25 protein-coding genes are annotated in these 23,905 nt (G+C 67.3%); 15 read left to right on the top strand and 10 right to left on the bottom strand.

What is annotated here, in order from left to right; all coding sequences use genetic code 11:
• Positions 1-2 precede the first annotated feature (2 nt).
• Both PGN27_RS08580 and PGN27_RS08575 read right to left on the bottom strand, forming a co-directional pair.
• Positions 3-776 carry an enoyl-CoA hydratase gene (locus PGN27_RS08580; RefSeq protein ID WP_335325753.1) on the bottom strand — a complete coding sequence of 258 codons (774 nt, stop codon included), beginning with the start codon at positions 774-776 and terminating at the stop codon, positions 3-5.
• Positions 773-1,822, bottom strand: a complete 1,050-nt coding sequence (locus PGN27_RS08575) for an enoyl-CoA hydratase/isomerase family protein (RefSeq protein WP_335325752.1) — start codon at positions 1,820-1,822, stop codon at positions 773-775. The genes PGN27_RS08580 and PGN27_RS08575 overlap by 4 nt, the downstream gene beginning before the upstream one ends.
• 195 nt (positions 1,823-2,017) lie before the next feature.
• Between PGN27_RS08575 and PGN27_RS08570 the strand changes: the two genes are divergently transcribed.
• Both PGN27_RS08570 and PGN27_RS08565 read left to right on the top strand, forming a co-directional pair.
• Complete coding sequence (locus PGN27_RS08570) at positions 2,018-2,872, top strand: Bax inhibitor-1/YccA family protein (protein ID WP_019511387.1); 855 nt, start codon at positions 2,018-2,020, stop codon at positions 2,870-2,872.
• A gap of 186 nt (positions 2,873-3,058) precedes the next feature.
• The gene (locus PGN27_RS08565) at positions 3,059-3,964 is read left to right on the top strand and encodes a hypothetical protein (protein WP_335325751.1); all 906 of its coding nucleotides are present in this window, start codon (positions 3,059-3,061) and stop codon (positions 3,962-3,964) included.
• Here PGN27_RS08565 and purT read toward each other — a convergent pair.
• The 3 genes from purT to PGN27_RS08550 all read right to left on the bottom strand — a co-directional run bounded on the left by purT (position 3,957) and on the right by PGN27_RS08550 (position 7,440).
• Positions 3,957-5,141, bottom strand: a complete 1,185-nt coding sequence (gene purT, locus PGN27_RS08560) for a formate-dependent phosphoribosylglycinamide formyltransferase (RefSeq protein ID WP_335325750.1) — start codon at positions 5,139-5,141, stop codon at positions 3,957-3,959. The genes PGN27_RS08565 and purT overlap by 8 nt on opposite strands.
• 87 nt (positions 5,142-5,228) lie before the next feature.
• Complete coding sequence (locus PGN27_RS08555; protein WP_335325749.1) at positions 5,229-6,446, bottom strand: acetyl-CoA C-acetyltransferase; 1,218 nt, start codon at positions 6,444-6,446, stop codon at positions 5,229-5,231.
• Between the two features lie 37 nt (positions 6,447-6,483).
• Positions 6,484-7,440 carry an SGNH/GDSL hydrolase family protein gene (locus PGN27_RS08550; RefSeq protein WP_335325748.1) on the bottom strand — a complete coding sequence of 319 codons (957 nt, stop codon included), beginning with the start codon at positions 7,438-7,440 and terminating at the stop codon, positions 6,484-6,486.
• A gap of 190 nt (positions 7,441-7,630) precedes the next feature.
• Between PGN27_RS08550 and PGN27_RS08545 the strand changes: the two genes are divergently transcribed.
• The 6 genes from PGN27_RS08545 (at position 7,631) to PGN27_RS08520 (ending at position 13,803) form a co-directional block, all read left to right on the top strand.
• Positions 7,631-8,671 carry an alpha/beta hydrolase gene (locus PGN27_RS08545; protein WP_335325747.1) on the top strand — a complete coding sequence of 347 codons (1,041 nt, stop codon included), beginning with the start codon at positions 7,631-7,633 and terminating at the stop codon, positions 8,669-8,671.
• A 30-nt stretch (positions 8,672-8,701) separates the two neighbouring features.
• Positions 8,702-10,096: a cystathionine beta-synthase gene (locus PGN27_RS08540; RefSeq protein ID WP_030136301.1), complete on the top strand. Its 1,395-nt coding sequence runs from the start codon at positions 8,702-8,704 to the stop codon at positions 10,094-10,096.
• A 128-nt stretch (positions 10,097-10,224) separates the two neighbouring features.
• Positions 10,225-10,854 (top strand): Rv1078 family RDD domain-containing protein, encoded by a 630-nt coding sequence (locus PGN27_RS08535; RefSeq protein ID WP_335325746.1) that lies wholly within the window; start codon positions 10,225-10,227, stop codon positions 10,852-10,854.
• Between the two features lie 8 nt (positions 10,855-10,862).
• A complete protein-coding gene (locus PGN27_RS08530; protein WP_335325745.1) occupies positions 10,863-11,354 on the top strand; it encodes an Rv1078 family RDD domain-containing protein in 492 nt (163 codons plus the stop codon).
• Positions 11,355-11,538: 184 nt separating this feature from the next.
• Entirely contained in the window at positions 11,539-12,549 is a 1,011-nt protein-coding gene (locus PGN27_RS08525; RefSeq protein WP_335325744.1) for a DUF2189 domain-containing protein, read from the top strand.
• 81 nt (positions 12,550-12,630) lie between these two features.
• A complete protein-coding gene (locus tag PGN27_RS08520; protein WP_335325743.1) occupies positions 12,631-13,803 on the top strand; it encodes a cystathionine gamma-synthase in 1,173 nt (390 codons plus the stop codon).
• 75 nt (positions 13,804-13,878) lie between these two features.
• Here the strand turns inward: PGN27_RS08520 and PGN27_RS08515 are convergent, their stop codons facing one another.
• The 3 genes from PGN27_RS08515 to PGN27_RS08505 all read right to left on the bottom strand — a co-directional run bounded on the left by PGN27_RS08515 (position 13,879) and on the right by PGN27_RS08505 (position 15,679).
• Positions 13,879-14,532, bottom strand: coding sequence for a GOLPH3/VPS74 family protein (locus PGN27_RS08515; protein ID WP_335325742.1), 654 nt, complete (start codon positions 14,530-14,532; stop codon positions 13,879-13,881).
• Positions 14,533-14,553: 21 nt separating this feature from the next.
• Positions 14,554-15,048: a transcription elongation factor GreA gene (greA, locus tag PGN27_RS08510; RefSeq protein ID WP_030136296.1), complete on the bottom strand. Its 495-nt coding sequence runs from the start codon at positions 15,046-15,048 to the stop codon at positions 14,554-14,556.
• 205 nt (positions 15,049-15,253) lie between these two features.
• The gene (locus tag PGN27_RS08505; RefSeq protein WP_335325741.1) at positions 15,254-15,679 is read right to left on the bottom strand and encodes a DUF4307 domain-containing protein; all 426 of its coding nucleotides are present in this window, start codon (positions 15,677-15,679) and stop codon (positions 15,254-15,256) included.
• A gap of 96 nt (positions 15,680-15,775) precedes the next feature.
• On the opposite strand from PGN27_RS08505, the gene mca reads away from it, so the two are divergent.
• The 4 genes from mca to PGN27_RS08485 are packed head-to-tail and all read left to right on the top strand — an operon-like array spanning position 15,776 to position 19,251.
• Positions 15,776-16,642 (top strand): mycothiol conjugate amidase Mca, encoded by an 867-nt coding sequence (mca, locus tag PGN27_RS08500; RefSeq protein ID WP_335325740.1) that lies wholly within the window; start codon positions 15,776-15,778, stop codon positions 16,640-16,642.
• The gene (locus tag PGN27_RS08495; protein ID WP_335325739.1) at positions 16,639-16,899 is read left to right on the top strand and encodes a hypothetical protein; all 261 of its coding nucleotides are present in this window, start codon (positions 16,639-16,641) and stop codon (positions 16,897-16,899) included. Before mca ends, PGN27_RS08495 begins: the two co-directional genes overlap by 4 nt.
• Positions 16,883-18,871: a thioredoxin domain-containing protein gene (locus PGN27_RS08490; protein ID WP_335325738.1), complete on the top strand. Its 1,989-nt coding sequence runs from the start codon at positions 16,883-16,885 to the stop codon at positions 18,869-18,871. Before PGN27_RS08495 ends, PGN27_RS08490 begins: the two co-directional genes overlap by 17 nt.
• 11 nt (positions 18,872-18,882) lie before the next feature.
• Positions 18,883-19,251: a nuclear transport factor 2 family protein gene (locus PGN27_RS08485; RefSeq protein ID WP_019511370.1), complete on the top strand. Its 369-nt coding sequence runs from the start codon at positions 18,883-18,885 to the stop codon at positions 19,249-19,251.
• Between the two features lie 45 nt (positions 19,252-19,296).
• Here PGN27_RS08485 and trhA read toward each other — a convergent pair whose 3' ends face one another.
• Complete coding sequence (trhA, locus tag PGN27_RS08480; RefSeq protein WP_335325737.1) at positions 19,297-20,034, bottom strand: PAQR family membrane homeostasis protein TrhA; 738 nt, start codon at positions 20,032-20,034, stop codon at positions 19,297-19,299.
• A gap of 56 nt (positions 20,035-20,090) precedes the next feature.
• On the opposite strand from trhA, the gene PGN27_RS08475 reads away from it, so the two are divergent.
• From PGN27_RS08475 to PGN27_RS08465, 3 genes are all read left to right on the top strand, one after another.
• Positions 20,091-20,897: a (2Z,6E)-farnesyl diphosphate synthase gene (locus PGN27_RS08475; RefSeq protein WP_335325736.1), complete on the top strand. Its 807-nt coding sequence runs from the start codon at positions 20,091-20,093 to the stop codon at positions 20,895-20,897.
• Positions 20,898-20,902: 5 nt separating this feature from the next.
• On the top strand, positions 20,903-22,255 hold the full coding sequence (locus PGN27_RS08470) for a hypothetical protein (RefSeq protein ID WP_335325735.1): 1,353 nt from the start codon (positions 20,903-20,905) through the stop codon (positions 22,253-22,255).
• A gap of 235 nt (positions 22,256-22,490) precedes the next feature.
• Positions 22,491-22,895 (top strand): hypothetical protein, encoded by a 405-nt coding sequence (locus PGN27_RS08465; RefSeq protein WP_335325734.1) that lies wholly within the window; start codon positions 22,491-22,493, stop codon positions 22,893-22,895.
• Between the two features lie 61 nt (positions 22,896-22,956).
• On the opposite strand, the gene coaA is transcribed toward PGN27_RS08465, so the two are convergent.
• Positions 22,957-23,889 carry a type I pantothenate kinase gene (gene coaA / locus PGN27_RS08460; RefSeq protein WP_335325733.1) on the bottom strand — a complete coding sequence of 311 codons (933 nt, stop codon included), beginning with the start codon at positions 23,887-23,889 and terminating at the stop codon, positions 22,957-22,959.
• Positions 23,890-23,905: the final 16 nt, after the last annotated feature.

The following is a 23,905-nucleotide window of genomic DNA, read 5'->3' as shown; positions in this document are numbered from 1 at the left end:
CCTTAGCGATGGGTGAAGTTCGGCGCGCGCTTCTCGGTGAACGCGGCCATGCCTTCCTTCTGGTCTGCGGTGGCGAAGGCCGAATGGAAGATCCGCCGCTCATAGAGCAGCCCCTCGGTCAGCGTCGACTCGAAGGCGCGGTTGACCGCCTCCTTGGCCATCCGTGCCGCCGACAGCGACATCCCGGCGATGGTGGCGGCGGTGGCGTTGGCCTCGTCGAGCAGGGTGTCGGCGGGCACGACGCGGGACACCAGACCGCTGCGTTCGGCTTCGGCGGCGTCGATGGTGCGCCCGGTCAGGATCAGGTCCATCGCCTTGGCCTTGCCGATCGCGCGGGTCAACCGCTGGCTGCCGCCCATGCCGGGCAGCACACCGAGCTTGATCTCGGGCTGGCCGAACTTCGCGGTGTCGGCGGCGATCAGCAGATCGCACATCATGGCCAGTTCGCAGCCGCCGCCGAGTGCGTACCCGGCGACCGCGGCGATGGTCGGGGTCCGGGTGGCCGCGAATTTGCCCCACAGGGCGAAGAAGTCCTGGCCGAACACGTCGGCGAAGGACAGGTCGGCCATCTCCTTGATATCGGCGCCGGCGGCGAAGGCCTTCTCGCTACCGGTCAGGATGATCGCACCGATACCCGGGTCGTCGTCGAATTCCGCTGCCGCGGTGGTGACCTCGTGCATCACCTGACTGTTGAGCGCGTTGAGCGCCTTGGGGCGGTTCAGGGTGATGGTGCCGACCCGGCCGTCGCGGGTCACCAGGATGGTCTCGAAACTCATGATTGCTCCTCGTGGAATGTCAGATCGGGTTCGGCGGAGGCGAAATAGGCGTCGACGGCGGCGTCGTCGACGGCGTCCAGGGTGGCCGGCGACCACTGCGGGTTGCGGTCCTTGTCGACGAGCTGGGCGCGGATACCCTCGACGAAATCGTGCGACTTCATCGACGCCACCGACACCCGGAACTCCTGGTGCAGAACCTCTTCCAGGGTGGGCAGGTGGGCCGCGCGGCGCACCGCGGTCAACGTGACGGCCAGTGCGATGGGGGAGCGGGTGGCGATCAGCTCGGCGGCCGCGCGGGCGGCCGGGTCGTCATGGCCGCGCAGATCATCGAGGATCTCGGCGACGGTGCTGCCCGCGTAGCAGGTGTCGATCCAATCCCGTTGGGTCAGAAGTTCACTGGCCGGTGGCTCCTCGGCGTAGCTGTTCAGCGCGTCCTGATGCCCGTCGGTGACGACCGCCTCGGCGAAGTCGGCCAGGCGGGCCTGGGGGACGAAGTGGTCGGCGAATCCGAGGGCGATGGCGTCGGCGCCGGAGAACGGGGCGCCGGTCAGTGCGGCGTGCAGGCCCAACGATCCCGGTGCCCGGGAGAGCAGATAGGTGCCGCCGACGTCGGGGATGAACCCGATGCCGACCTCGGGCATGCCCATCTTGGTCTTCTCGGTGACCACGCGGACATTGCCGTGCGCGGCCACGCCGACACCGCCACCCATCACGATGCCGTCCATCAGCGCGACGTACGGCTTGGTGAAGCGGCCGATGTGGGCGTTGAGCAGGTACTCGTCCCACCAGAATCTTCGGGCATACGAGCCGTCACCGCGTGCCGAGTGATAGAGCGCGACGACGTCACCACCGGCGCACAGGCCGCGCTCACCGGCACCGGTCAGCAGCACGGCGGAGATCGCATCGTCGTTTTCCCAGGCGTTCAGCGCCCGCTGCAGTCCGTCGACCATGACGGCGTTGAGCGAGTTGATCGCCTTGGGGCGGTTCAACGTCACGATGCCGACACCGTTACGGACAGTTACTAGGATGTCCTCGTTTTCTGCCACGAATGCAATCTAGTTCGTGGTCCGCGCGTGATGTGCGACGGGTAGGGTTTGCACAGCTTCATCCCAGGAATGGGGTCGCGGCCGATACCTGAGAGCGCTCTCAGTGCAGGGGTATCGCGGGAACCCGTTCCCGGCAATGATCGTTGACTGTGTGTTCGGAAATCGAACCACCAGTACTGAAGGAGAGGACCTACGGTGCGCGAAAGCAGCAACCCGGTATTCCGATCCCTGCCCAAGGGGCAGCAGGGCGGATACGCGCAATTCGGTACCGGAGCCGCAAGCTTCGGTGCCCAGCAGGTACATGCGGACCCTTATGCCGCAACCCAATACCCCGATCAGCAGCAGGCCGGTGTCTCCCGGCCGATGACGATCGACGACGTCGTCACCAAGACGGGCATCAGCCTGGCGATCCTGACGGCGGTGGCGGTCGTCTCGTACTACCTGGTCAGCACCAACCTCAGCCTGGCCACGCCGTTCACCCTGGTGGGTGCTCTCGGCGGCCTGGCGCTGGTGCTCATCGCCACGTTCGGGCGTAAGCAGGACAACCCGGCCATCGTGCTGAGCTACGCGGCGCTGGAAGGTCTGTTCCTCGGCGCGGTGTCGTTCATCATCGCCAACCTGGCCTCGGTCGGTGGCGTCGGCATGATCGCCCAGGCGATCGTCGGCACACTCGGTGTGTTCTTCGGCATGCTGGTGGTCTACAAGACCGGCGCCATCCGCGTCACCCCGAAGTTCACCCGCATGATCGTCGCGGGCCTGTTCGGTGTGGTCGCGCTGATGTTGGTGAACCTGGTGCTCGGCCTGTTCGGTGTCGGCGGCGGTGCGGGCATGGGCCTGCGCGACGGTGGCGCCATCGCGATCGGCTTCTCGCTGCTGTGCATCGCGCTGGCGGCGTTCAGCTTCCTGATCGACTTCGACGCCGCGGACCAGATGATCCGCGCCGGTGCTCCGGAGAAGGCCGCATGGGGCGTCGCCCTTGGCCTGATGGTCACCCTGGTGTGGCTGTACCTGGAGATCCTGCGTCTGCTCAGTTACTTCAACAACGACTAGCAGTTAGGCCAGAGAAAGGGCGTCCCACACGGGGCGCCCTTTTTCGTTGCCCTTGTGCGGTCGACGGTGCACTCAGATCGACTTTTCGGCTCAGAAGTCGATCTGAGTGCACCGTCGGCATCGCGTTATCCACAGATTCCGACGCCGGGGGTGTGCTGACGGCGCTCGAGGCACCACGCTCGACACATGGCGCAGCCCTTCATCGGTAGCGAGGCCGTCGCTGCCGGGCGTATCTCGAAATATCAGTTGGGTCGCCGATTCACGGCCATCCATCCCGACATCTACGTTTCACCCGACGTCGAACTCAACCTCGACGAGCGGGCGTTGGCCGCGTGGCTGTGGTCTGGCCGTCGTGGCGTCCTGTGCGGGCTCACCGCGTCGGCGCTGCACGGCGCGAAGTATGTAGAGGATTCGCAACCCGCCGAACTGATCTGGTCCAATCGTCGACCGCCGCTCGGCATCCGGACCTACAACCACGATCTGCACGAGGACGAGATCACCGAGGCTGGACGGTGGGGTCTGCCGACCACCACTCTCGTCCGTACGGTCTTCGATCTCGGCCGGCGCGGCTCGCTTGACGAGGCGGTCACCCGACTCGACGCGCTGGGACACGCCAGACGCTTCCGTGCTCGAGAAGTGCTGGAATGGGCGCACTGCAGGCACAGCGGGAAGCGGGGCCTGGGTCAGCTTGCCACGGCTCTCCGGTTGCACGATGCGGGTTCGGAATCTCCCCGAGAGACTTGGCTGCGCCTGTTGATCATTCGCGCGGGCTATCGGCGGCCGCAGACCCAGGTCCCGGTAGTCAGCGCCGACGGGCGGCGGCGGTACTACCTGGACATGGCATGGGAGGACATGAAGCTGGCCGTCGAGTACGACGGAGACCACCACCGGAGCGATCCTGCACAGTACGCCTGGGACATCGTCCGATCCGAGGATCTCGCCGAACTCGGCTGGAATCGGATCCGTGTGACCAAACGACATTCCGGGTCCGACGTTCTGCAGCGGCTGGCGCGCATGTGGTCGTCGACAGTGCGCTCAGACCGAGAATCAGGTCGAGAACCCGGTCTGGTTGCACCGTCAACGGCTAGGTGACGCGCGGGGTGACCCGGCTCGCCGCCTCGGTGGCATTGGCCCGCGCCGCGTCGACATCGGCGTCGTAGGCCAGCGCCACACCCATGCGGCGCTTGACGAAGCTCTCCGGTTTGCCGAACAGCCGAATATCGGTGCGCGGCACCCGCAATGCCTCGTCCACCCCGTCGAACACCACTCCGGAGGCGTCCACACCGCCGTAGATGACCGCGCTGGCGCCGGGCGTCTTGAGTGTGGTGTCCACCGGCAGGCCGAGGATGGCGCGCGCATGCAGCTCGAACTCGTTCTGCCACTGCGTGATCATCGTGACCATGCCGGTGTCGTGTGGGCGCGGACTGACCTCACTGAACCACACCTGGTCACCCTTGACGAACAGCTCGACCCCGAAAATGCCCTGCCCGCCCAGATTTTCGGTCACCGCGGCGGCGATCTGCTGGGCCGACTCCAGTGCCGCGGCCGACATCGGGTGCGGCTGCCAGCTCTCCACATAATCGCCGCTGACCTGTCGGTGCCCGATCGGCTCGCAGAATTGGGTCCCGTCGACACTGCGCACCGTCAACAGCGTGATCTCGTAGTCGAAATCGATGAAACCCTCGACGATGATGCGGGTGTTGCTGACCCGGCTGCCCGACATGGCGTACTCCCAGGCGGGCTCGACGCCGTCGGGACCGTCGATCTTGCTCTGCCCCTTGCCCGAACTGCTCATCACCGGCTTGACCACGCACGGGTAGCCGATCTCGTCGACCGCGGACTGAAGCTCGGCCAGCGAATCGCAGAATCGGTACGGACTGGTCGGCACGCCGAGGGTCTCGGCCGCCAGCCGCCGGATCCCCTCGCGGTCCATCGTGAGCCGGGCCGCCCGCGCCGTCGGGATCACCCGCACCGCTCCGGCGTCCTCGAGCTCCTCGAGCACCGGGGTCGCGATGGCCTCGATCTCGGGCACCACCAGATCAGGCTTCTCGGCCTCGATGAGCTCGCGCAGCGCGTCGGCATCGGTCATCGCGAGCACGCGCGCATGGTGGGCGATCTGATGCCCCGGCGCATTCGGGTAGCGGTCGACGGCGATGGTCTCGACGCCGAGACGCTGCAGCGCGATCAGGACTTCACGGCCGAGCTCACCGGAGCCGAGCAGCATCACCCGGGTGGCGTGCGGGGACAGGGGTGTTCCGAGTGTGGTCATCGGCAGGGAGTTTATGCACAACGACGCCGCGGCGGAGGCGCAGTACGCACCCCCGCCGCGGCGTCGTGAGAAAGGCGTCGTGAAAAATCAGGAGAGGCGCTCGACCACCATCGCCATGCCCTGCCCACCTCCGACGCACATCGACTCGATGCCGAAGGTCTTGTCGTGGGTGGCCAGGTTGTTCAGCAGCGTCGCGGTGATGCGGGCGCCGGTCATCCCGAAAGGATGACCCAGCGCGATCGCGCCACCAGAGACGTTCAGCTTGTCCTCGTCGATGCCCAGCTCACGGGCCGAGCCCAGCACCTGCACCGCGAACGCCTCGTTGATCTCGACCAGGTCGATATCGGAGATCGTCTTGCCTGCCTTGGCCAGCGCCTTGCGGATGGCCTCGATCGGGCCGAGGCCCATGATCTCCGGCGACAGCCCGGACACACCGGTGGACACGATGCGCGCCAGCGGGGTCAGGCCGAGTTCCTTGGCCTTGGTATCGCTCATGATGATGACGGCCGCCGCGCCGTCGTTGAGCGGGCAGGCGTTGCCTGCGGTGATCGTGCCGTTCGGGCGGAACACCGGCTTGAGCTGGCTGATCTTCTCGTAGGTGGTGCCGGCGCGCGGGCCGTCATCGGTGGAGACGACGGTGCCGTCGGGCAGGGTCACCGGGGAGATCTCACGCTCGAAGAAGCCGTTCTTGATGGCCTCCTCGGCGCGATTCTGCGAACGCACACCCCAGTGGTCCTGATCCTCGCGGCTGATGCCGGTGTAGGTGGCGACGTTCTCGGCGGTCTGGCCCATGGCGATGTAGACGTCCGGGATCAGACCGTCCTCGCGGGGATCGTGCCAGGTCGACCCGTCCTCGGCCTGCTTGATAGTGCGCGCCTGCGCCTCGTCGAACAGGGGGTTCTTGGAGTTCGGCGCACCATCGGCGGCGCCGACGGCGAACCGGGAGACCGTCTCGACACCGGCGGAGATGAAGACGTCACCCTCGCCGGCCTTGATCGCGTGGAACGCCATCCGGGTGGTCTGCAGGGACGACGAACAGTACCGGTTGACGGTGGTACCGGGCAGGAAGTCGTAGCCGAGCTCGACGGCGACGGCGCGGCCGATGTTGTAACCGGCCTCGCCGGCGGGCTGGGCGCTGCCCATCATCAGGTCGTCGATATCGCGGGGGTCCAGCGAGGGCACCTTGTCCAGGGCGGCGCGGACCATCTGCGCGGCCAGATCATCGGGACGCATGGTGACCAGCGATCCCTTACCCGCCCGACCGATCGGTGAGCGTGCGGTGGCGACGATGACGGCTTCGGGCATGTTGACCTCCGTGAACAAGTGCTTGGTTGGCTCTACGCTAGCCCGCGGTCACCACGATGGGTGCGGGGACCCCGGTCGAACGACGCCACAATCGGCTGAGATTGCCGATCCGGGCCAGCAGCGAACCGCTGCCGTCCATCCGGGATTCCAGGGCGGCCTCGGTAGACGTCTCCGCGTTGAACTCGCCGAGGGCCTGACACAGCGCGGGCAGCAGCTGCTTGGCCGCCAGCTCGTAGCCGGCTGCCGACGGATGGAACATATCGGCGGAGAACAGCAGCTCGGGTGCCTCGTAGAAGTGCGGGGCCAACAGGTCCGAGAACGGCACAGGTACCCCGCCGGCCGCGCGCACCGCGGCGGCCTGGGCGCGCGCCAGCCGCAAACCCCGATTGCGGGTCACCCACCGCAGCGGCTGCGGGATGGCCTTGATGACGCCGAAATCGGGGCAGGTACCCACCACGACCACCGCGCCCGCGCTGCGCAACCGTTCCACCGCCTGGCCGACCCGCCGGGCCGACGGACCCAGGCCGTTGGGCTTGGTGATGTCGTTGGCGCCGATCATGATGACGGCCGCATCCGGCGGTGGCCCGGCGACGAACATCGCGTCGATCTGTCCGGACAGACCCTTGGAGGTGGCGCCGACGATGGCCTTGGTGCTCAGCCGGATCCGCTTACCGGACTCCTCGGCCAACCCGCGGGCCAGCAGCACACCGGGCACCTCGTCCCCGCAGGTGCTGCCGTATCCGGTGGCCGTGGAGTCACCGAAGATCATCAGGTGCAGGTCGACGGGGGTGTCCCGGGTCCACCGCTGCACCGGCCCCCCGCCGGGGGCATAGACACCGTCGGCGCGCGGTGGCGCATCCCAGGATTTCGGGATGGTCTGGCGGGCCTGGTCGGCCTGGCCGCTCAGCAGGTTGCGGGCGCCGACGTAGGCCGAACCGGTGGAGACGAGCGCCGCGGCGGCCACGGCAACAGACGTGATACGACCCACGATCACGATCTTAGGTCTCGATTTCACAAAGTCAGCGGGCGCGCGAGTAACCGCGGTCACATTGGGGTATCGAACGCGGTATCAAAAATGAATCAGGCATTGTTGAACAAATTGACGGCTGGCAAGCTAAATTCAACCCCCTGGCTAACTACTTATCGGCCAGACGGGCACTACAACGGCGTAGGAAGTGGTGGCGATGACGGCACCAAGCAGGGTCTCAGGAGACCCGCATGCAGCGATAAGCCCAGCTAGGGCTCGTCAGTCGCGGCGTTTTCCGGTTGGCGACTGGCGTCCCGTCGAGATCGTCGAAGACGGAGCCGGACTGGCGGGCAGGCTGGCCGGACTGGTAGCCATGATGACGATCAAGCCAACTCTGGCAATCGGATCGCACGTGCCGAAGCTGCCGTGGCCGTTCGGCCTCGTGGATTTCGCCGCCCGCGTCCTGCGGCCCGCCCCGGGCACGGTGCGCGCCACGATCGCGCTACCGCACTGCACCGCGCAACTGATCCGCGCCGCCGGAGTGCTGCCCGCCGACGGCAAGCGGTCGGTGATCCTCTACCTGCACGGTGGGGCGTTCCTGACCTGTGGTGCCAACACCCACGGCCGCATGGTCACCGAGCTGTCCAAGTTCGCCGACAGCCCAGTGTTCGTCGTCAACTACCGGATGATCCCCAAGCACTCGATCGCCAGCGCCATCGACGACTGCTACGACGCCTACAAATGGCTGCGGCTCACCGGATATGACCCCGCCAACATCGTCCTGGCCGGTGATTCGGCCGGCGGCTACCTCGCGCTCGCGCTCGCCCAGCGCTTGCAGGCCGAGGGCGGCGAGGCACCCGCGGCGGTGGTGACAATGTCCCCGCTGTTCGAGATCAACAGCGACAGCCGTGCCCAGCACCCCAACTCGCGCACCGATGCGATGTTCCCGCCGCGCGCCATCGAGGCCCTCGGCGCCATCGTCGAGGAGTCAGCCAAGCGGCACGGCCAGGAGGTCTACGAGCCGCTTGAGCACATCGAACCGGGCCTGCCCCGCACCCTGATCCACGTGTCGGGCTCGGAGGTTCTGCTCAACGATGCACGAAAGGCGGCCCGGATGCTGGCCGAATCCGGGGTCCCCGTCGAGGTGCGCATCTGGCCCGGTCAGATCCACGTTTTCCAGCTGTGCTCGCCGATCGTCGGAGAAGCGACGCGCTCGTTGCGCCAGATCGGCGAGTACATCCGAGAGGCGACGTGGTGAGTCTGCGCGCAGCCTGACACGATAGGTGTCATGCGCATCGCCAGCCATATCAGTGAGCTCATCGGTAACACCCCGCTGGTCCGGCTGAACTCGGTGGTCCCACCGGGTGCCGGTGTAGTGGCGGCCAAGGTCGAATACCTCAATCCCGGCGGCAGTTCCAAGGACCGCATCGCCGTGAAGATGATCGACGCGGCCGAGGCGTCCGGTGAGCTGAAGCCGGGGGGCACCATCGTCGAGCCCACCTCGGGCAACACCGGCGTCGGGCTGGCCCTGGTGGCCCAGCAGCGCGGATACCACTGCGTGTTCGTCTGCCCGGACAAGGTCAGCGAGGACAAGCGCAACGTGCTGCGCGCCTACGGTGCCGAGGTGGTGGTCTGCCCGACCGCCGTGGCCCCGGACGATCCGGCGAGCTACTACAGCGTGTCCAACCGACTCGTCGAGGAGATCGACGGGGCGTGGAAGCCCGACCAGTATTCGAACCCGATGGGTCCGGCCAGCCATTACGAGACCACCGGTCCGGAGATCTGGGCCGACACCGACGGCAAGATCACCCATTTCGTCGCCGGGGTGGGGACTGGCGGGACGATCACCGGCACCGGTCGCTACCTCAAGGAGGTGTCCGGCGGACGGGTGAAGATCATCGGCGCCGACCCGGAGGGCTCGGTGTATTCGGGCGGTACCGGCAGGCCCTACCTCGTGGAAGGCGTCGGCGAGGATTTCTGGCCCAGCGCCTACGACCCGGCCATTCCCGACGAGATCATCGCCGTCTCCGATGCCGATTCCTTCGATATGACCCGTCGGCTGGCCCGCGAGGAAGCGCTGCTGGTCGGCGGATCGTGCGGCATGGCCGTCGTCGCCGCGCTGCGGGTCGCCGAGAAGGCCGGACCCGACGCGGTGGTGGTCGTGCTGCTGCCCGACGGCGGGCGCGGCTACCTGTCCAAGGTGTTCAACGATTCGTGGATGTCCTCGTATGGCTTCCTGCGCAGCCGACTCGACGGCTCCATCGACGAGCCCACCGTCGGCGAGGTGCTGCGGCACAAGTCCGGTGCGCTGCCGGATCTGGTGCACACCCATCCGTCGGAGACGGTGCGCGACGCCATCACCATCCTGCGCGAGTATGGGGTCTCCCAGATGCCGGTCGTGGGTGCCGAACCGCCGGTGATGGCGGGCGAGGTCGCCGGCAGCGTCTCTGAAAGAGAGCTGCTATCAGCGGTTTTCGAGGGTCGGGCAAAGCTGGCCGATGCGGTGTCGCTGCACATGAGTGCGCCGTTGCCGCTCATCGGGTCCGGTGAGCTGCTGGGTACCGCGGCGAAGACGTTGCGGGACTGCGATGCGGTGATGGTCGTCGAGGACGGCAAACCGATTGGTGTGCTGACGCGCCATGATCTGCTCGGCTCGCTGTCCAAGGGGTCGGTGGGGCGCTGACCGCTGGAAGCGGTCGAAACCGGCACTGACCGCTGGAATCGGTCGGTGCCGGGACCGGCCTGGGCGGCGACTTCTCCGGTAGGGTTCTGGCCGCAGAGCAGGCTAATTCCTCACCAGGAGGGCGTCCCATGACCGAGCAACCGCCGCCGCCTCCTCCTGGGGACTATCCGCCGCCACCGCCCGGTGGCTACCCGCCGCCCCCGCCGCCTGCCGGCGGTTTTGCGCCCCCGCCACCCGGTTACCCGGACGTCGAGCCCATAGCGCCATTGCCCAAATCGGCCTACACGTCGTGGTTCACCCGGGTGCTGGCATTCCTGATCGACGCGGTCCCGGTGCTGATCCTGCAGGGCATCGGCTACGGTTTGCTGCTCGGTACCCGAGAGACCGTGTGCCTCGCCGAGACTTCGGAATACGACCTGGGCGCATTCTGTGCCACAGGGGCTTCCACACTGGGGCAGGTGGCCGTTGCGGTGTGCGGGCTTCTCGCGCTGGCCTACTACGTATGGAACTACGGCTACCGGCAGGGGACAACGGGTTCCAGTATCGGCAAGGCCATCATGGGATTCCGGATCGTGGGAGAGGCCTCCGGCCGCCCGATCGGCTTCGGCATGTCGTTACTCCGCCAGCTCATCTACTTAGTTGCCAACGTGATCTGTTTCCTGCCATGGCTTGTCGCCGTGTTGTTCCCCCTGTGGGATCCCAAGGCGCAGACGCTGGTCGACAAGATCGCGAAGACGGTCGCGCTCCCGGGCCGATGACCGGCACCATGAGCGGCGACGTTCCCGGTGCCGATGCCTACACCCCGTGGCTGAGTCGGGTGTTGGCATTCGTCATCGACCTCATTCCCTTCGCGGTGCTGCAGGGCATTGGGTACGCGTTGCTGTTGGGTACGCGGGAGACGGTGTGTGGCACCAGCGATTCGGGCTATGCCCGCGCCGAATCGTGTGCGGCAGGGGCATCGACATTCGGGCAGGTGGCGTTTGCCGTCACATGGATCCTGGCGGTCGCGTACGCGGTGTGGAACTTCGGATTCCAACAAGGCAGGACGGGCTCGAGCCTGGGCAAGGGGGTGCTCAAGTTCAAGGTCGTCGGTCAGAAGACCGGGCAGCCAGTCGGATTCGTCATGTCGATGGCGCGTCAGGTGGCGCATGTAGTCGACGCCGCCATCTGTTATGTCGGCTTCCTGTTTCCGCTCTGGGATGCCAAACGACAGACGTTGGCCGACAAGCTGGTCAAGACGGTCTGCGTGCCGCTGTGACGATGTTGTGACGGAAAGCCCGCGCGTCGGGCCCGTTCCAAGGATTCTCCAAGTGCGGCCCCGCAGACTTCGTCTGAAACTCATGTCGATCTTGAGCGCCGCGAGACCACCGGCGTGACATAGGCTCACCTCACGCGCCGACGGCGCGGCGTTTGTCGGTACTCAATTCTCACGAGAAGGTGAAATGACACAACCGCCTCCTCCGCCGGGCAGCACCCCGCCCGGTGGTTTCCCGCCACCCGAGAACGTCCCGCCGGGCGGCTATCAGCCGCCCTCGCAGGGTGGTTACCAGCCGCCCCCGCCGCAGGGCGACTACCCGCCCCCACCCGGGAACTACCCGCCGCCGCCCCAGGGCGGTTTCCCGCCGCCCCCGCAGGGTGGCTATCCGCCGCCGCCGCAGGGTGGTTACCCGCCGCCCCCGCCGCCGCAGGGTGGCTTCGCGCCGCCGCCTCCGGGATACCCGCAGCCGGGTTACCCGGGCGGTCCCGCGCCGTACAGCGTCGGCGACGCGTTCTCCTGGGCGTGGAACAAGTTCAGCAAGAATGCCGGCGCGCTGATCATCCCCACCCTGGTGTACGCCCTCGTGGTGGGCATCTTCGGCGGCATCGTCTTCGGCATCGCCGCGGCGGTGGCACCGAGCGGGGTCACGACCTACGACTCCTATGACAGCGGCTTCAGCTACGAGTACAGCGCGGGCCTCGGTGGGGCCAGCATCTTCGTGCTGGTGATCGGCCTCATCCTGCTGCTGGTGCTGCTGGCGGCGATCTCGTCGGCCTACTTCGGTGGTGTCCTGGACATCGCCAACGGGGTGCCGGTCACGGCGGGTTCGTTCTTCAAGCCACGCCTCATCGGCCCGGTCATCATCGCGACCCTGCTGGTCGGTATCGCGGTCAGCATCGGCAGCGTGCTCTGCTACATCCCCGGTCTGATCGTGTCGATCTTCGCCTTCTTCGTGACCCCGGCGCTGATCGATCGCAACCTCTCGGCCATCGATGCGATCAAGCTGAGCATCGACGTCACCAAGAACAATTTCGTTCAGGTACTGCTGAGTTGGCTGCTGTACTCGGTGATCCTGGCCGTCGGATCGTTCCTCTGCTACGTCGGTCTGCTGGTCGCCGCGCCGCTGGCGATCCTGTTCCAGGTGTACGCCTACCGTCGCCTCACCGGTGGACAGGTAGCACCGCTGACACCGTAATAGGGCATAGCGCAACCGAACGGGGTGGACCGAACCGGTCCACCCCGTTTCCGTTGTCCGGGCACCACTACCCTGGACGGCATGGGTGAACAGCGCAGTGCTCACGACGCACACCGGTGGCAGGGTCTGGCAACCAGGGCGATCCACGCGGGGTTCCGGCCCGATCCGGCCACCGGTGCCGTCAACGCCCCGATCTATGCCAGTTCGACCTTCGCTCAGGATGGTGTCGGTGGACTGCGCGGTGGCTTCGAGTACGCGCGCACCGGCAACCCGACCCGCGCCGCCCTGGAGGCCTCGCTGGCCGCGGTCGAAGAGGCCGATTTCGGCCGTGCTTTCGCCTCGGGGATGGCGGCCACCGACTGCGCGTTGCGCGCGGTGCTGCGTCCAGGTGATCACGTGGTCATCCCCGACGACGCCTACGGTGGCACCTTTCGGTTGATCGACAAGGTGTTCACGCAGTGGGGGATTCGCTACACCCCGGTCGCGTTGGCAGACCTCGATGCCGTCGCGGCCGCGGTCACGCCCGAGACCAAGCTGATCTGGGTAGAGACGCCGACCAACCCGCTGCTCTCGATAGCCGATATCGCGGGCGTCGCCGAGATTTCCCGTAAGGCCGGCGCGAAGTTGTTGGTGGACAACACCTTCGCCTCCCCGGCGTTGCAGCAGCCGTTGACCCTCGGTGCGGATATCGTGCTGCACTCCACCACGAAGTACATCGGCGGGCATTCCGATGTGGTCGGCGGCGCGCTGCTGACCAACGACGAGCAACTCGACACGGCGTTCGCGTTCCTGCAGAACGGAGCCGGCGCGGTGCCCGGCCCCTTCGACGCGTACCTGACCATGCGCGGCCTGAAGACCTTGGTGCTGCGCATGCAGCGGCACAGCGCGAACGCGGCCAAGGTGGCCGAGTTCCTCGCCGAGCATCCGGCCATCGATTCGGTGCTGTACCCGGGTCTGCCGAGTCACCCCAACCATGAGGTGGCGGCCAAGCAGATGTCCGGTTTCGGCGGCATGATCTCGGTGCGTCTGCGCGGTGGCGTTTCCGCGGCGCGCGATTTCTGCGCTCGCACCGAGATTTTCATTCTCGCTGAGTCTTTGGGCGGTGTGGAGTCGTTGATCGAGCATCCCGGTGCGATGACGCACGCCTCGACCGCGGGCTCCCAGCTGGAGGTGCCCGACGATCTGGTGCGGCTGTCGGTCGGTATCGAGGAGATCGCCGATCTGCTCGGCGATATCGAACAGGCGCTGCGGTAGTCCGGTTCCCCCGGCGAGCAGACGCCAATACCCCTGGATCGTCGGGAATCTGGGGGTAGAAGCGTCTGCTCGCGGTCAGGACTGCAGGACGGGCCGCAGCGCCGCGGCGGTCACCGCGACGTTGATCTCCGGCAGCGCCGAGGGTGATTCGTCGAGCCAGCTGCCCAGGGCGATCTCGCCGGCGCGGGCGTGCACCCAGCGCCATCCGCGATCGTTGAGGCTCAGCACCGCACCGAGCCCGTCCGCGGCGTGCAACAGGGTGATCGCCGCGGCCGTCGGCGTCGACGGTGGTCGGCGGTCGAACAGGGCGGCCAGCAGCGCTTGGCGGGCCGGCTCGACCCGCGCGCGGGTGCGCAGCGGATAACTGAACTCCTTGGGTCCCAACGAAACCCGTTGAATTTGTCCGGCCCGTTCCAGCTGGCCGAGAAGGCTCTCCTCGGCACCGCGGCTCAGCTTGGCCACGGCGGCGCCGACCTTCAGTGGACGCCGCGTCAACAGCGTCCACGCCGGGGCGGTGACGGGGTCCAGCGTGGCGTCACCGGCCAGTGCGACCAGGCGACCGGCGGGGATGGGATCCCCGTCGGACGACGGTCGGACGCGGCAGGCGCAGGCGAGATCAAGCAGCACCGCGGCCGCGAGTACGCGTTGCCTACGGCGTCGTTCGATGCCTGGCCGCGCTGCGGCATTGTCGAGAAGGAGCAGCAGCAGATCCTCGGCGATCTGGGCCATCTGGAGCTGATCGTCCCGACGTCAGGCGTGGTAGGGCTCCGCGCTGATCAGGGTGACCTTGACGGTGTTGCCGCTGGGCACGGTGTAGGTGCGGCTCTCGCCGACCTTGGCGTCGATCAGTGCGTTGCCCAGCGGGGAGTTCGGGGAGTAGACCTCGAGCTTGCCGTCGCTGACGCCCTCCTGGCGGGTGGCGATCAGGAACGTCTCGGTGTCCTTCTCGTCGTCGTCGTAGTAGACCTTGACCACCGAACCGGGCAGCGCCACGCCGGACTGCTTGGGGGCCTCGCCGACCTTGGCGTTGTTGAGCAATTCCTGCAGCTGACGGATGCGCGCTTCCTGCTGGCCCTGCTCTTCGCGGGCGGCGTGGTAGCCACCGTTCTCGCGCAGGTCGCCCTCTTCGCGACGGTCGTTGATCTCGGCGGCGATGACCGGCCGGTTGGCGATCAGCTGATCCAGCTCGGCCTTCAACCGGTCGTAGGCCTCTTCGGTCAGCCAGGTGACCTGGGTATCGGTCATGTCCTCGCGCTCCTGTCGTTTGGTCATTTCCCCCGCGACGAATCGCGTGAAAAAGGTCGTGTATCGCCGCTGTTGCAGGCGCCGATCGCGCGCAAATGCAGCAATACACGGCTCCAGTGCGGAACCGTGTATGGGTTGAGCTTACCACCGCCACGTTGCCGGGTTTTCATGTTTGTGCAGCCCCGCGTCGGTTGTGCCGGTCGGATCAGGGCGCTACGAGATACCCGGGAACGTCGATTCCACACCCGTAGATATCGCCCACCACCGGCGGCTTCGTCGACTTGACCTCGGCGTCGATCACCACCGAATCCGCTGTCGAGGGCGGCACCAGGATCTCGCGACGGCCGGTTTCGGCACCGTCGATGGAACGTGCGCGCACGATGCAGACCGCGGGCACCGACGGATCCGCCCGCGTCACGGTGATGGTCACCGCCACGGTCTGGTCGTCGATGAGCCGATACCCGCTGAGCTCACCCTTGGCGTCGGCGGTGCCGAAGCGCTGGAAGGCGATGATCGCGATGCCCACCCCGACCGCCACGATCAGCACAAACAGGCCGATCACCAGCCCGCGCCTGCCGTTGCGGGACAGCTTCTGGCGCCCGTAGCGGGCGGCGGGACGCTCGATGGTCAAGGTTTTGGGTGCCCGTCGGTCGGTGGCTTCTCTTAGACCTGGAACTATAGGGGGCGTGGGCATAAGCGAGAGGGACGCCTTCGTTGAAGAGACACGATGACTGAATTGCGCTTGATGGCGGTGCACGCCCACCCCGACGATGAGTCCAGCAAGGGTGCGGCGACGACCGCACGCTACGCCGATGAGGGCGCCAGAGTGATGGTGGTGACCCTGACCGGCGGTGAGCGGGGTGACATCCTCAACCCGGCGATGGACATCCCCGAGGTACACGGCCGTATCCACGAGGTGCGTCGCGACGAGATGGCGCGTGCCGCGCAGATCCTCGGCGTCGAGCACCACTGGCTGGGCTTCGTCGACTCGGGGCTGCCGGAGGGGGACCCGCTGCCCCCGCTGCCGGAGGGGTGCTTCGCCCTGGTCCCGCTGGAGGAGCCGGTCGAGCGGCTGGTCAGGGTGATCCGCGAATTTCGGCCCCACGTGCTGACCACCTATGACGAGAACGGCGGCTACCCGCACCCGGACCACATCCGTTGCCATGAGGTGTCCGTGGCGGCCTACGAGGCGGCCGCCGACCACGTCCGGTATCCCGACGCCGGAGAGCCCTGGGCGGTGTCCAAGCTGTATTACAACCACGGCTTCCTGCGGCAACGCATGCAGGTACTGCAGGACGAGTTCAGCAAGCACGGGCAGGAAGGCCCGTTTGGGAAGTGGCTGGAGAGCTGGGACGCCGAGGAGGACAGCATCGAGAAGCGGGTGACCACCCGTATCGAATGCGCCAAATACTTCGCCCAGCGTGACGATGCGCTGCTGGCCCATGCCACGCAGATCGACCCCAAGAGCTTCTTCTTCACCACGCCCATGGAGTGGCAGCAGCGGCTCTGGCCCACCGAGGAGTTCGAGCTCGCGCGGTCCAGGGTTCCGGTGCGGCTGCCCGAAACCGATCTGTTCGCCGGAATCGAGCCATGACCGACCTGATTTTGATCGCCGCCACCCTGCTCGCCGAAGATGGCGGGCCCCGCCAGACCGGGCCTGATTTCGGCAAGGCCAGCCCCGTCGGCCTGCTGGTGCTCATCGTGCTGCTGGTCGGCACCTTTGCGCTGGTGTTCTCGATGAACCGGCACCTCAAGCGGCTGCCGGAGTCATTCGACCCCGATCATCCCGAGCCGGACCAGGCCGTCGACGAGGGCACGACGAATGAGTTCAAGGGTGACGCCAAGGGGTAACGCCCTGGGCGAGGCGACCAGCCCGTATCTGCGCCAGCACGCCGACAACCCGGTGCACTGGCAGCAGTGGACGCCGGCCGCACTGGCCGAGGCGGGCGAGCGCGATGTGCCGATCCTGCTGTCGATCGGTTACGCGGCCTGTCACTGGTGCCATGTGATGGCCCACGAATCCTTCGCCGACCCCGAGGTGGCTGCGGCGGTCAACGACGATTTCGTCTGTATCAAGGTCGATCGCGAAGAGCGTCCCGACCTGGATGCCGTCTACATGAACGCGACCGTGGCGATGACCGGTCAGGGTGGCTGGCCGATGACCTGCTTCCTCACCCCGGACGGTCGACCGTTCTTCTGCGGCACTTACTATCCCAAAGACGGCTTCCTGCAGCTGATCTCGGCGGTCCGAGAAACCTGGCTGCAGCGCCGTGGCGAGGTGGAGCAGGCGTCCGACGAGATCGCCGGTGAGCTCCGCGCGATCAGCGTCGGATTGCCGGGCTCCGGTTCGGCACCCGATGCGCGATTGTGCGATGACGCGGTCGCCGCGGTGCTGCGCGACGAGGACGCCGAGCGTGGCGGCTTCGGTCACGCGCCGAAGTTCCCGCCGTCGATGACGCTGGAGGCATTGCTGCGACACCACGAACGGACCGGGTCGGCCGCTGCGCTGGCCGCGGTGCAGCGCAGTGGTGACGCGATGGCTCGCGGCGGCATCTACGATCAGCTGGCCGGCGGGTTCGCGCGCTACAGCGTCGATGCCGCCTGGGTGGTCCCGCATTTCGAGAAGATGCTCTACGACAACGCATTACTGTTGCGCTTCTACGCGCATTGGGCCCGCCGTGGTCGGGATGCGTTGGCGCGCAGGGTCGCCGACGAGACGGCGAGGTTCCTCATCGACGGTCTCGGCGCCGACGGTCTGTTCGCCTCGTCGCTGGATGCCGATGCTGCAGGTGTGGAGGGTCTGACCTACGCCTGGACGCCGGCCGAGTTCGATGAGGTGCTCGGAGGCGATGCCGACTGGGCCGCAGGGCTTTTCGGTGTCACCGCGGCGGGCACGTTCGAGCGGGGGAGTTCGGTGCTGCAGTTGCGGACCGATCCCGACGACTGGGTCCGTCATGCGCGCGTGCGCGCGGCGTTGTTGGCGGCACGGTCCCTGCGGCCCCAGCCCGCGCGTGACGATAAGGCGGTGACGGCATGGAACGGGCTGGCGATCACCGCGCTGATCGAGGCTTCGGTGGCGCTCGGTCGCCGCGAATACCTCGATGCCGCCATCACGTGTGCAGGCGAACTGTTGCGGTTGCATCTGGTCGACGGTCGGCTGCGGCGGGCCAGCCTCGGCGGCGTGGTCGGAGCGAGTGCGGCGATCCTGGAGGACTATGCGGCGCTGGGGTCTGGGCTGTGTGCGGTCTACCAGCAGACGGGTGAACGCACCTGGCTCACCGCGGCGACCGATCTGATCGACACCGCGCTGGACCATTTCGCCGATCCGCAACGGCCCGGGCACTGGTTCGACACCGCCGACGACGCGGAGGCGTTGGTGCTGCGCCCGGCCGATCCGCTCGACGGTGCGACACCGGCGGGTGCGTCCGCGATCGCCGAGGCGCTCCAGCTCGTCGCGCACCTGAGCGACGATCCGCGCTACCGCACGGCCGCCGAGGCCACGCTGGCCGCCGGAGCCGCGGTGTTGACCAAGGCGCCGCGCTCGGGTGGGCATTGGCTGGCGGTGGCCGAGGCCGCCGTGCGCGGGCCGATCCAGATCGCGGTCGCCTGCGACCCCGCGGACTCGGATCTGCTGGCCGCCGCCCGGATGTTGGCGCCGGGCGGAGCGGTGGTCGTCGGCGGCGCGCCGGACTCCGGGGAGTTGTTGCGCGGCCGGGACCGGGTGGGCGGTCGCGATGCGGCCTATGTCTGTCGCGGTCGGGTCTGCGACCTGCCGGTCCGCACAGTGGAAGATCTCGATACCGCGCTGCGTCGTGCCGTGTAGCGTGGCCGATCATGAGCTTCGAGCCTGATGCCTTGCAGGGATTCGTCCAGCGCTATCTGGACACGGTCTCCGGCGGCAGCGCCGACGATGTCGCCGCGCTCTACGCCGAGGACGCCACGCTGGAGGATCCGGTGGGCGGCGGTGAGGTGCACATCGGCAGGCAGGCCATCGCGGGCTTCTACAAGAATGTTCAGGGCGCCGAGATCTCGACCGAGTTGCTGTCGTTCCGCGCCGGCGGTACCGAGGCCGCGTTCGTCTTCGCCATCACCGTCGGCGGGGCCATGCGCATCGAACCCATCGAGGTGATGACCTTCAACGGTGAGGGCCTGATCACCTCGATGAAGGCCTACTGGGGCCCGGCGAACATCACCCAGCTCTGACGCGATTGGTGGAGTCTCACCCGGTGAGACTCCACAAATCGCATATCAGAAGACCGCGAACCACATCGCGATGTAGTGGCACACCGCCGCGACCGCGGTACAGGCGTGGAAGAACTCGTGATGACCGAACGTCGTCGGCCACGGGTTGGGCCACTTGAGTGCGTACAGCACGCCACCGACCGAATAGAACGCGCCGCCGACGATCAGCAGCACCACCGCGGCCACACCGGCGCCGTCCATGATCGGGCCGATGAACCACGCTGCCACCCAGCCCAACAGGATGTAGAGCGGTACCCCGAGCCACCGCGGCGCAGACGGCCAGAACATCTTCAGCAGGACACCGGCGGTGGCCCCGCCCCAGACGATCCAGAACAGCACCATGCCCTTCTGCGATGGCAGTGCCAACAACGCGAACGGGGTATAGCTGCCGGCGATGAAGACGAAGATCATCGAATGGTCAAGGCGTTTCATCCAGGTGCGTGCCTTGACCGACTGCCAGGTCACCCGGTGATAGGTGCCGCTGACGGCGAACATCGCCACGATGGTGAACGTGTAGATCAGCGTCGCCACCCCGGCGCGGGTGGACTCCATCGACCACGACACCGCCACCAGCGCGGCACCGGCGATGAACGCCACGACCGCGGAGTAGACGTGAATCCAGCCGCGGGCACGCGGTCGGCCGAGGAACTGCGCGACGCCTTCGGCGAGTGCCTCGGGCAGATCTTCCGCGGGACGCACCGCCGCCGACCGGTAGGGCCGGCTGGAATCGATGGGCGTGGACATGTCACCTCCCCTGAGTGGCTTAGAACTACGCCACGATCACAGTAGTCTGGATCGCTGTGGAGATCATTCCGCCGCGACTCAAGGAGCCGGCCTACCGGCTGTATGAAATGCGGTTGCGCCGTGAACTGGCGCAGTCCCGGTCGGAACTCCCACGGCACATCGCGGTCTTGTGTGACGGAAATCGCCGCTGGGCACGCGACGCGGGCTTCGACGATGTCAGCTACGGATACCGCAGGGGCGCGGCCAAGATCGCCGAGATGCTGCGCTGGTGCCAGGCCGCCGGTATCGAGCTGACGACGGTCTATCTGCTGTCCACCGAAAACCTGCAACGCGACCCCGATGAGCTGGCGGCGCTGATCGAGATCATCACCGATATCGTCGAACAGATCTGCGCGCCCGAAAACCGTTGGAGCGTACGCACGGTCGGTGATCTGGAGCTGCTCGGCGAGGAGCCGGCCCGCCGGTTGCGGGAGGCGACGGAACGGACGGTGGGCAGCACCGGGGTGGCCGGCCGCGGCGTGCTGCAGGTCAACGTCGCCGTCGGCTACGGCGGTCGGCAGGAGATCGTCGACGCCGTCCGCGGGCTGCTGAGCAAGGAGCTGGCCAACGGCGCCACCGCCGAGCAGCTGATCGAATCGGTCACTGTCGATGCGATCTCGGAGAATCTCTACACCTCGGGTCAGCCCGATCCGGACCTGGTCATCAGAACCTCCGGTGAGCAACGTCTCTCCGGATTCCTGTTGTGGCAGAGCGCCTACTCGGAGATGTGGTTCACCGAGGCGCACTGGCCGGCGTTCCGTCGGGTCGACTTCCTGCGCGCGTTGCGCGACTACACCAATCGGCACCGCAGGCACGGGTTGTAGCGGCGATGTCGGGGCTGTCGGCGGTCGTCTTCGCACTCAGCTGGTGGCTCGGGTTGTATCTGCTGGCGCGCGACCCTCGCAAGCCGGTGCTGGTCCTGGCCGCGGCCGGGTTGGCCAGCTTCGCCGCCGTCGTCGCCCTCGACGCGGTGCGCACCGTGACGGGTTCGGAGCTGCTGAGCCGCATCGAGGTATTCCTGGTGGTGGCGCCGGGCATCTTCTGGTTCGCCGTCCTCGTCGAGTTGTCCAGGCCGATCGACACCTGGCGCAGCCGGGTCGGTGAGATCGCGTGTGTCTGCGGTGTTGCCGTCATCGCGCTCGCCGGCGCAGCGCTGGCCGGCAGTGTCGACGGACCGCTGCGCGCCGGCCACTGGCTGATGTTCGCGGCGGTCTCGCTGCCATCGCTGGCGGCGATGGTCACCACCATGCTGCGCCCCGCCCAACCCGTCCCGGTGGTGCGGTTCGTTCTGGTCGCGACGTTGTTCTTCGCCCTCGGCAACGCCATCCTTGTCATACCGCTGGGACTGCTGCCAAGCGGTCTTGCGCTGGCCTCCACCGGATTCGACGTGGCCCTGCTCGGCGTTGCCGTCGCGCTGTGGGACGCCTTCGACGAGGGACAGGCGCTCAAGGCCGATATGGCGCGGTCGTTCGTCGGGACGGCCGCGGTGGCGACGGTCTTCGGCGGGCAGGCCGTGATCGGCCTGGCCGTCGCGGGGGATTCGGCCCAACCTGCGCTGACCGTGTTGCTGTTCACCAGCCTGGCGTTGGCCATCGCGATCAACGTGCTCGCCGATCCGCTGGCCGGGGTGCTGGACCGGCTCACCTTCTCCCCGTCGCTGCGGGCCGACCGGGCGACCCTGCGCGGTACCGAGGCGGCGCTGCCGCTGCGGTCGGACAACCCGCTCGACGAACTCGACGATGACACCTTCACCCGGTTGACCCGCCGCGCGCTGGGCCACTACGGCGATCTGTCCAAACTGGTGGCCAGCCCGCTGTGCGCGCTGCCGGCGATCGACGCCCGGCTGGCGGCCCGCGGCGCACCGGATCAACCTCTGGAGCGGGCGAACGAACTGCGGGCGCTGCTGGCCGACCGGATTGCCGCGCTCAAACCGCGCGACGGCGGGGACTTCGGCACCGGGGAGCAGTGGCGGCACTACAACTCGCTGTATTTCCCCTATGTCGTCGGCGTGCGGGCCTATGCCCAGAACGCCACCGCCGCGGGTCTCGATCCCGTCGCGCGACAGGCGTGGCAATGGCTGGTGACGGAGGTCCCGCAGCGCTCACTGCACAACTGGCAGAACGCCGCGGCCCGGATGATCGCTGCGGATCTGCGCGGCGCCCAGCCGGTGTCGGCCGCCTGATTCCGGCTCGCCCTGGCCCACGGAATCGGCCCTGACCTGCGGTTGGCAGTAATTGGCAGCGTTGGGCGTCGAGCTGGCAGCGGTCGACGAGCAGTCTTCGAGGTGGCAGAAGCAACTTCGGCCAACCGGTGCGGGGACGTCACGCACACACCGGGAGCGGGTGCCGGTGTGTCGAGGCTTGCGGGGCGCTCCCGCACCGGTCTCCCTTCACCAACGACTGCTGGAAGGAACCACCATGTCCGTTATCACCGCTTCGGCCACATCCATCCGATCCGATGCCTTCCTGAGGCTCGTCATGCGCGTCGACGCGATCATCGTCGGGCTCGCGGGAGTCGGCCTGCTGGCCGCGACCGGCTGGTTCGCCGACCTGAGCGGGTTGCCCCACGCGGTGGAACTCGGGGTCGGCATCTTCTCGGTCAGCTACGGTGCCGTCGTGCTGGTGCTGGCCGCCCTGCAGCGTGTGCGTCCGGGCGGTATCGCGACCATCGTCGCCAACGCGATCTGCACCGTCCTCGCGGTCGGCGTGGTGGTGGCCGGGGTGTTCCCGCTCACCGGTCTGGGCATCGCGCTGGTCCTCGGTGTCGGGCTGTACACCCTGGTGATGGCCGAGCTGCAGTGGGTCGGGGTACGACGCCTCTGAGACGCGATTTCGGCGCGCTGACGTTCGCCCACCGAACGTCAACGCGCCGAAATCGGCGGCGCTACAGCTTGCGCAGACGCAACCGGTTGATGGAGTGATCGGAATCCTTGCGCAGCACCAGTGTCGCGCGGGGGCGAGTGGGCAGGATGTTGTCGATCAGGTTCGGGCGGTTGATCGAATGCCAGATGTCGCGGGCGGCGAACACCGCCTGCTCATCGGTCAGCGTGGCGTAATGGTGAAAGTGCGACGCCGGGTTGGAGAACGCGCCGGCCCGCATAGACAGGAATCGGGAGATGTACCACTTCTCGATGTCCTCGATGCGGGCATCGACGTACAGCGAGAAATCGAACAGGTCCGACACCATCAGCGCTGGCCCGGTCTGCAGGACGTTGAGTCCCTCCAGGATGAGGATGTCTGGCTGGCGGATGCGCTGTTTGTCCCCGGGGACGATGTCGTAGATCAGGTGCGAGTACACCGGCGCGCAGGCCAGGTCGGCACCGGACTTGACCGCGGTCACGAACCGCATCAACGCCCGGCGGTCGTAACTCTCCGGAAACCCCTTGCGGTGCATGAGGTTCCGTCGGGTCAGCTCGGCGTTGGAGTAGAGGAATCCGTCGGTGGTCACCAGGTCGACGCGAGGGTGGTGCTCCCAGCGGGCCAGCAGGGCCTGCAGCACGCGCGCGGTGGTCGACTTGCCGACCGCCACGCTGCCGGCCACCCCGATGACGAAGGGCACCGGGCGGTGCGGGTTCTGTTCGCCGAGGAACTCGGCGGTGGCGGCGAACAACCGTTGGTGGGCGGCCACCTGGAGATGGATCAACCGGGCCAGCGGCAGATAGACGTCTTCGACCTCGGCCAGGTCGATCTGCTCACCGAGACCGCGCAGGCCGACCAGCTCGGCCTCGGTCAACGCCAGTGGGGTCGACATGCGCAACGAACGCCACTGGGTTCGGTTGAACTCCACATACGGGCTCGGCTCGCTGGGCCGCGACATCCGTCAAGTCTTGCAT

Origin of the sequence: Mycolicibacterium neoaurum, assembly GCF_036946495.1 — a bacterium.
GTDB lineage: Bacteria > Actinomycetota > Actinomycetes > Mycobacteriales > Mycobacteriaceae > Mycobacterium > Mycobacterium neoaurum_B.
The sequence above is the reverse complement of the archived record's forward strand: the minus strand, read 5'-3'. Positions and strand labels throughout refer to the sequence as shown.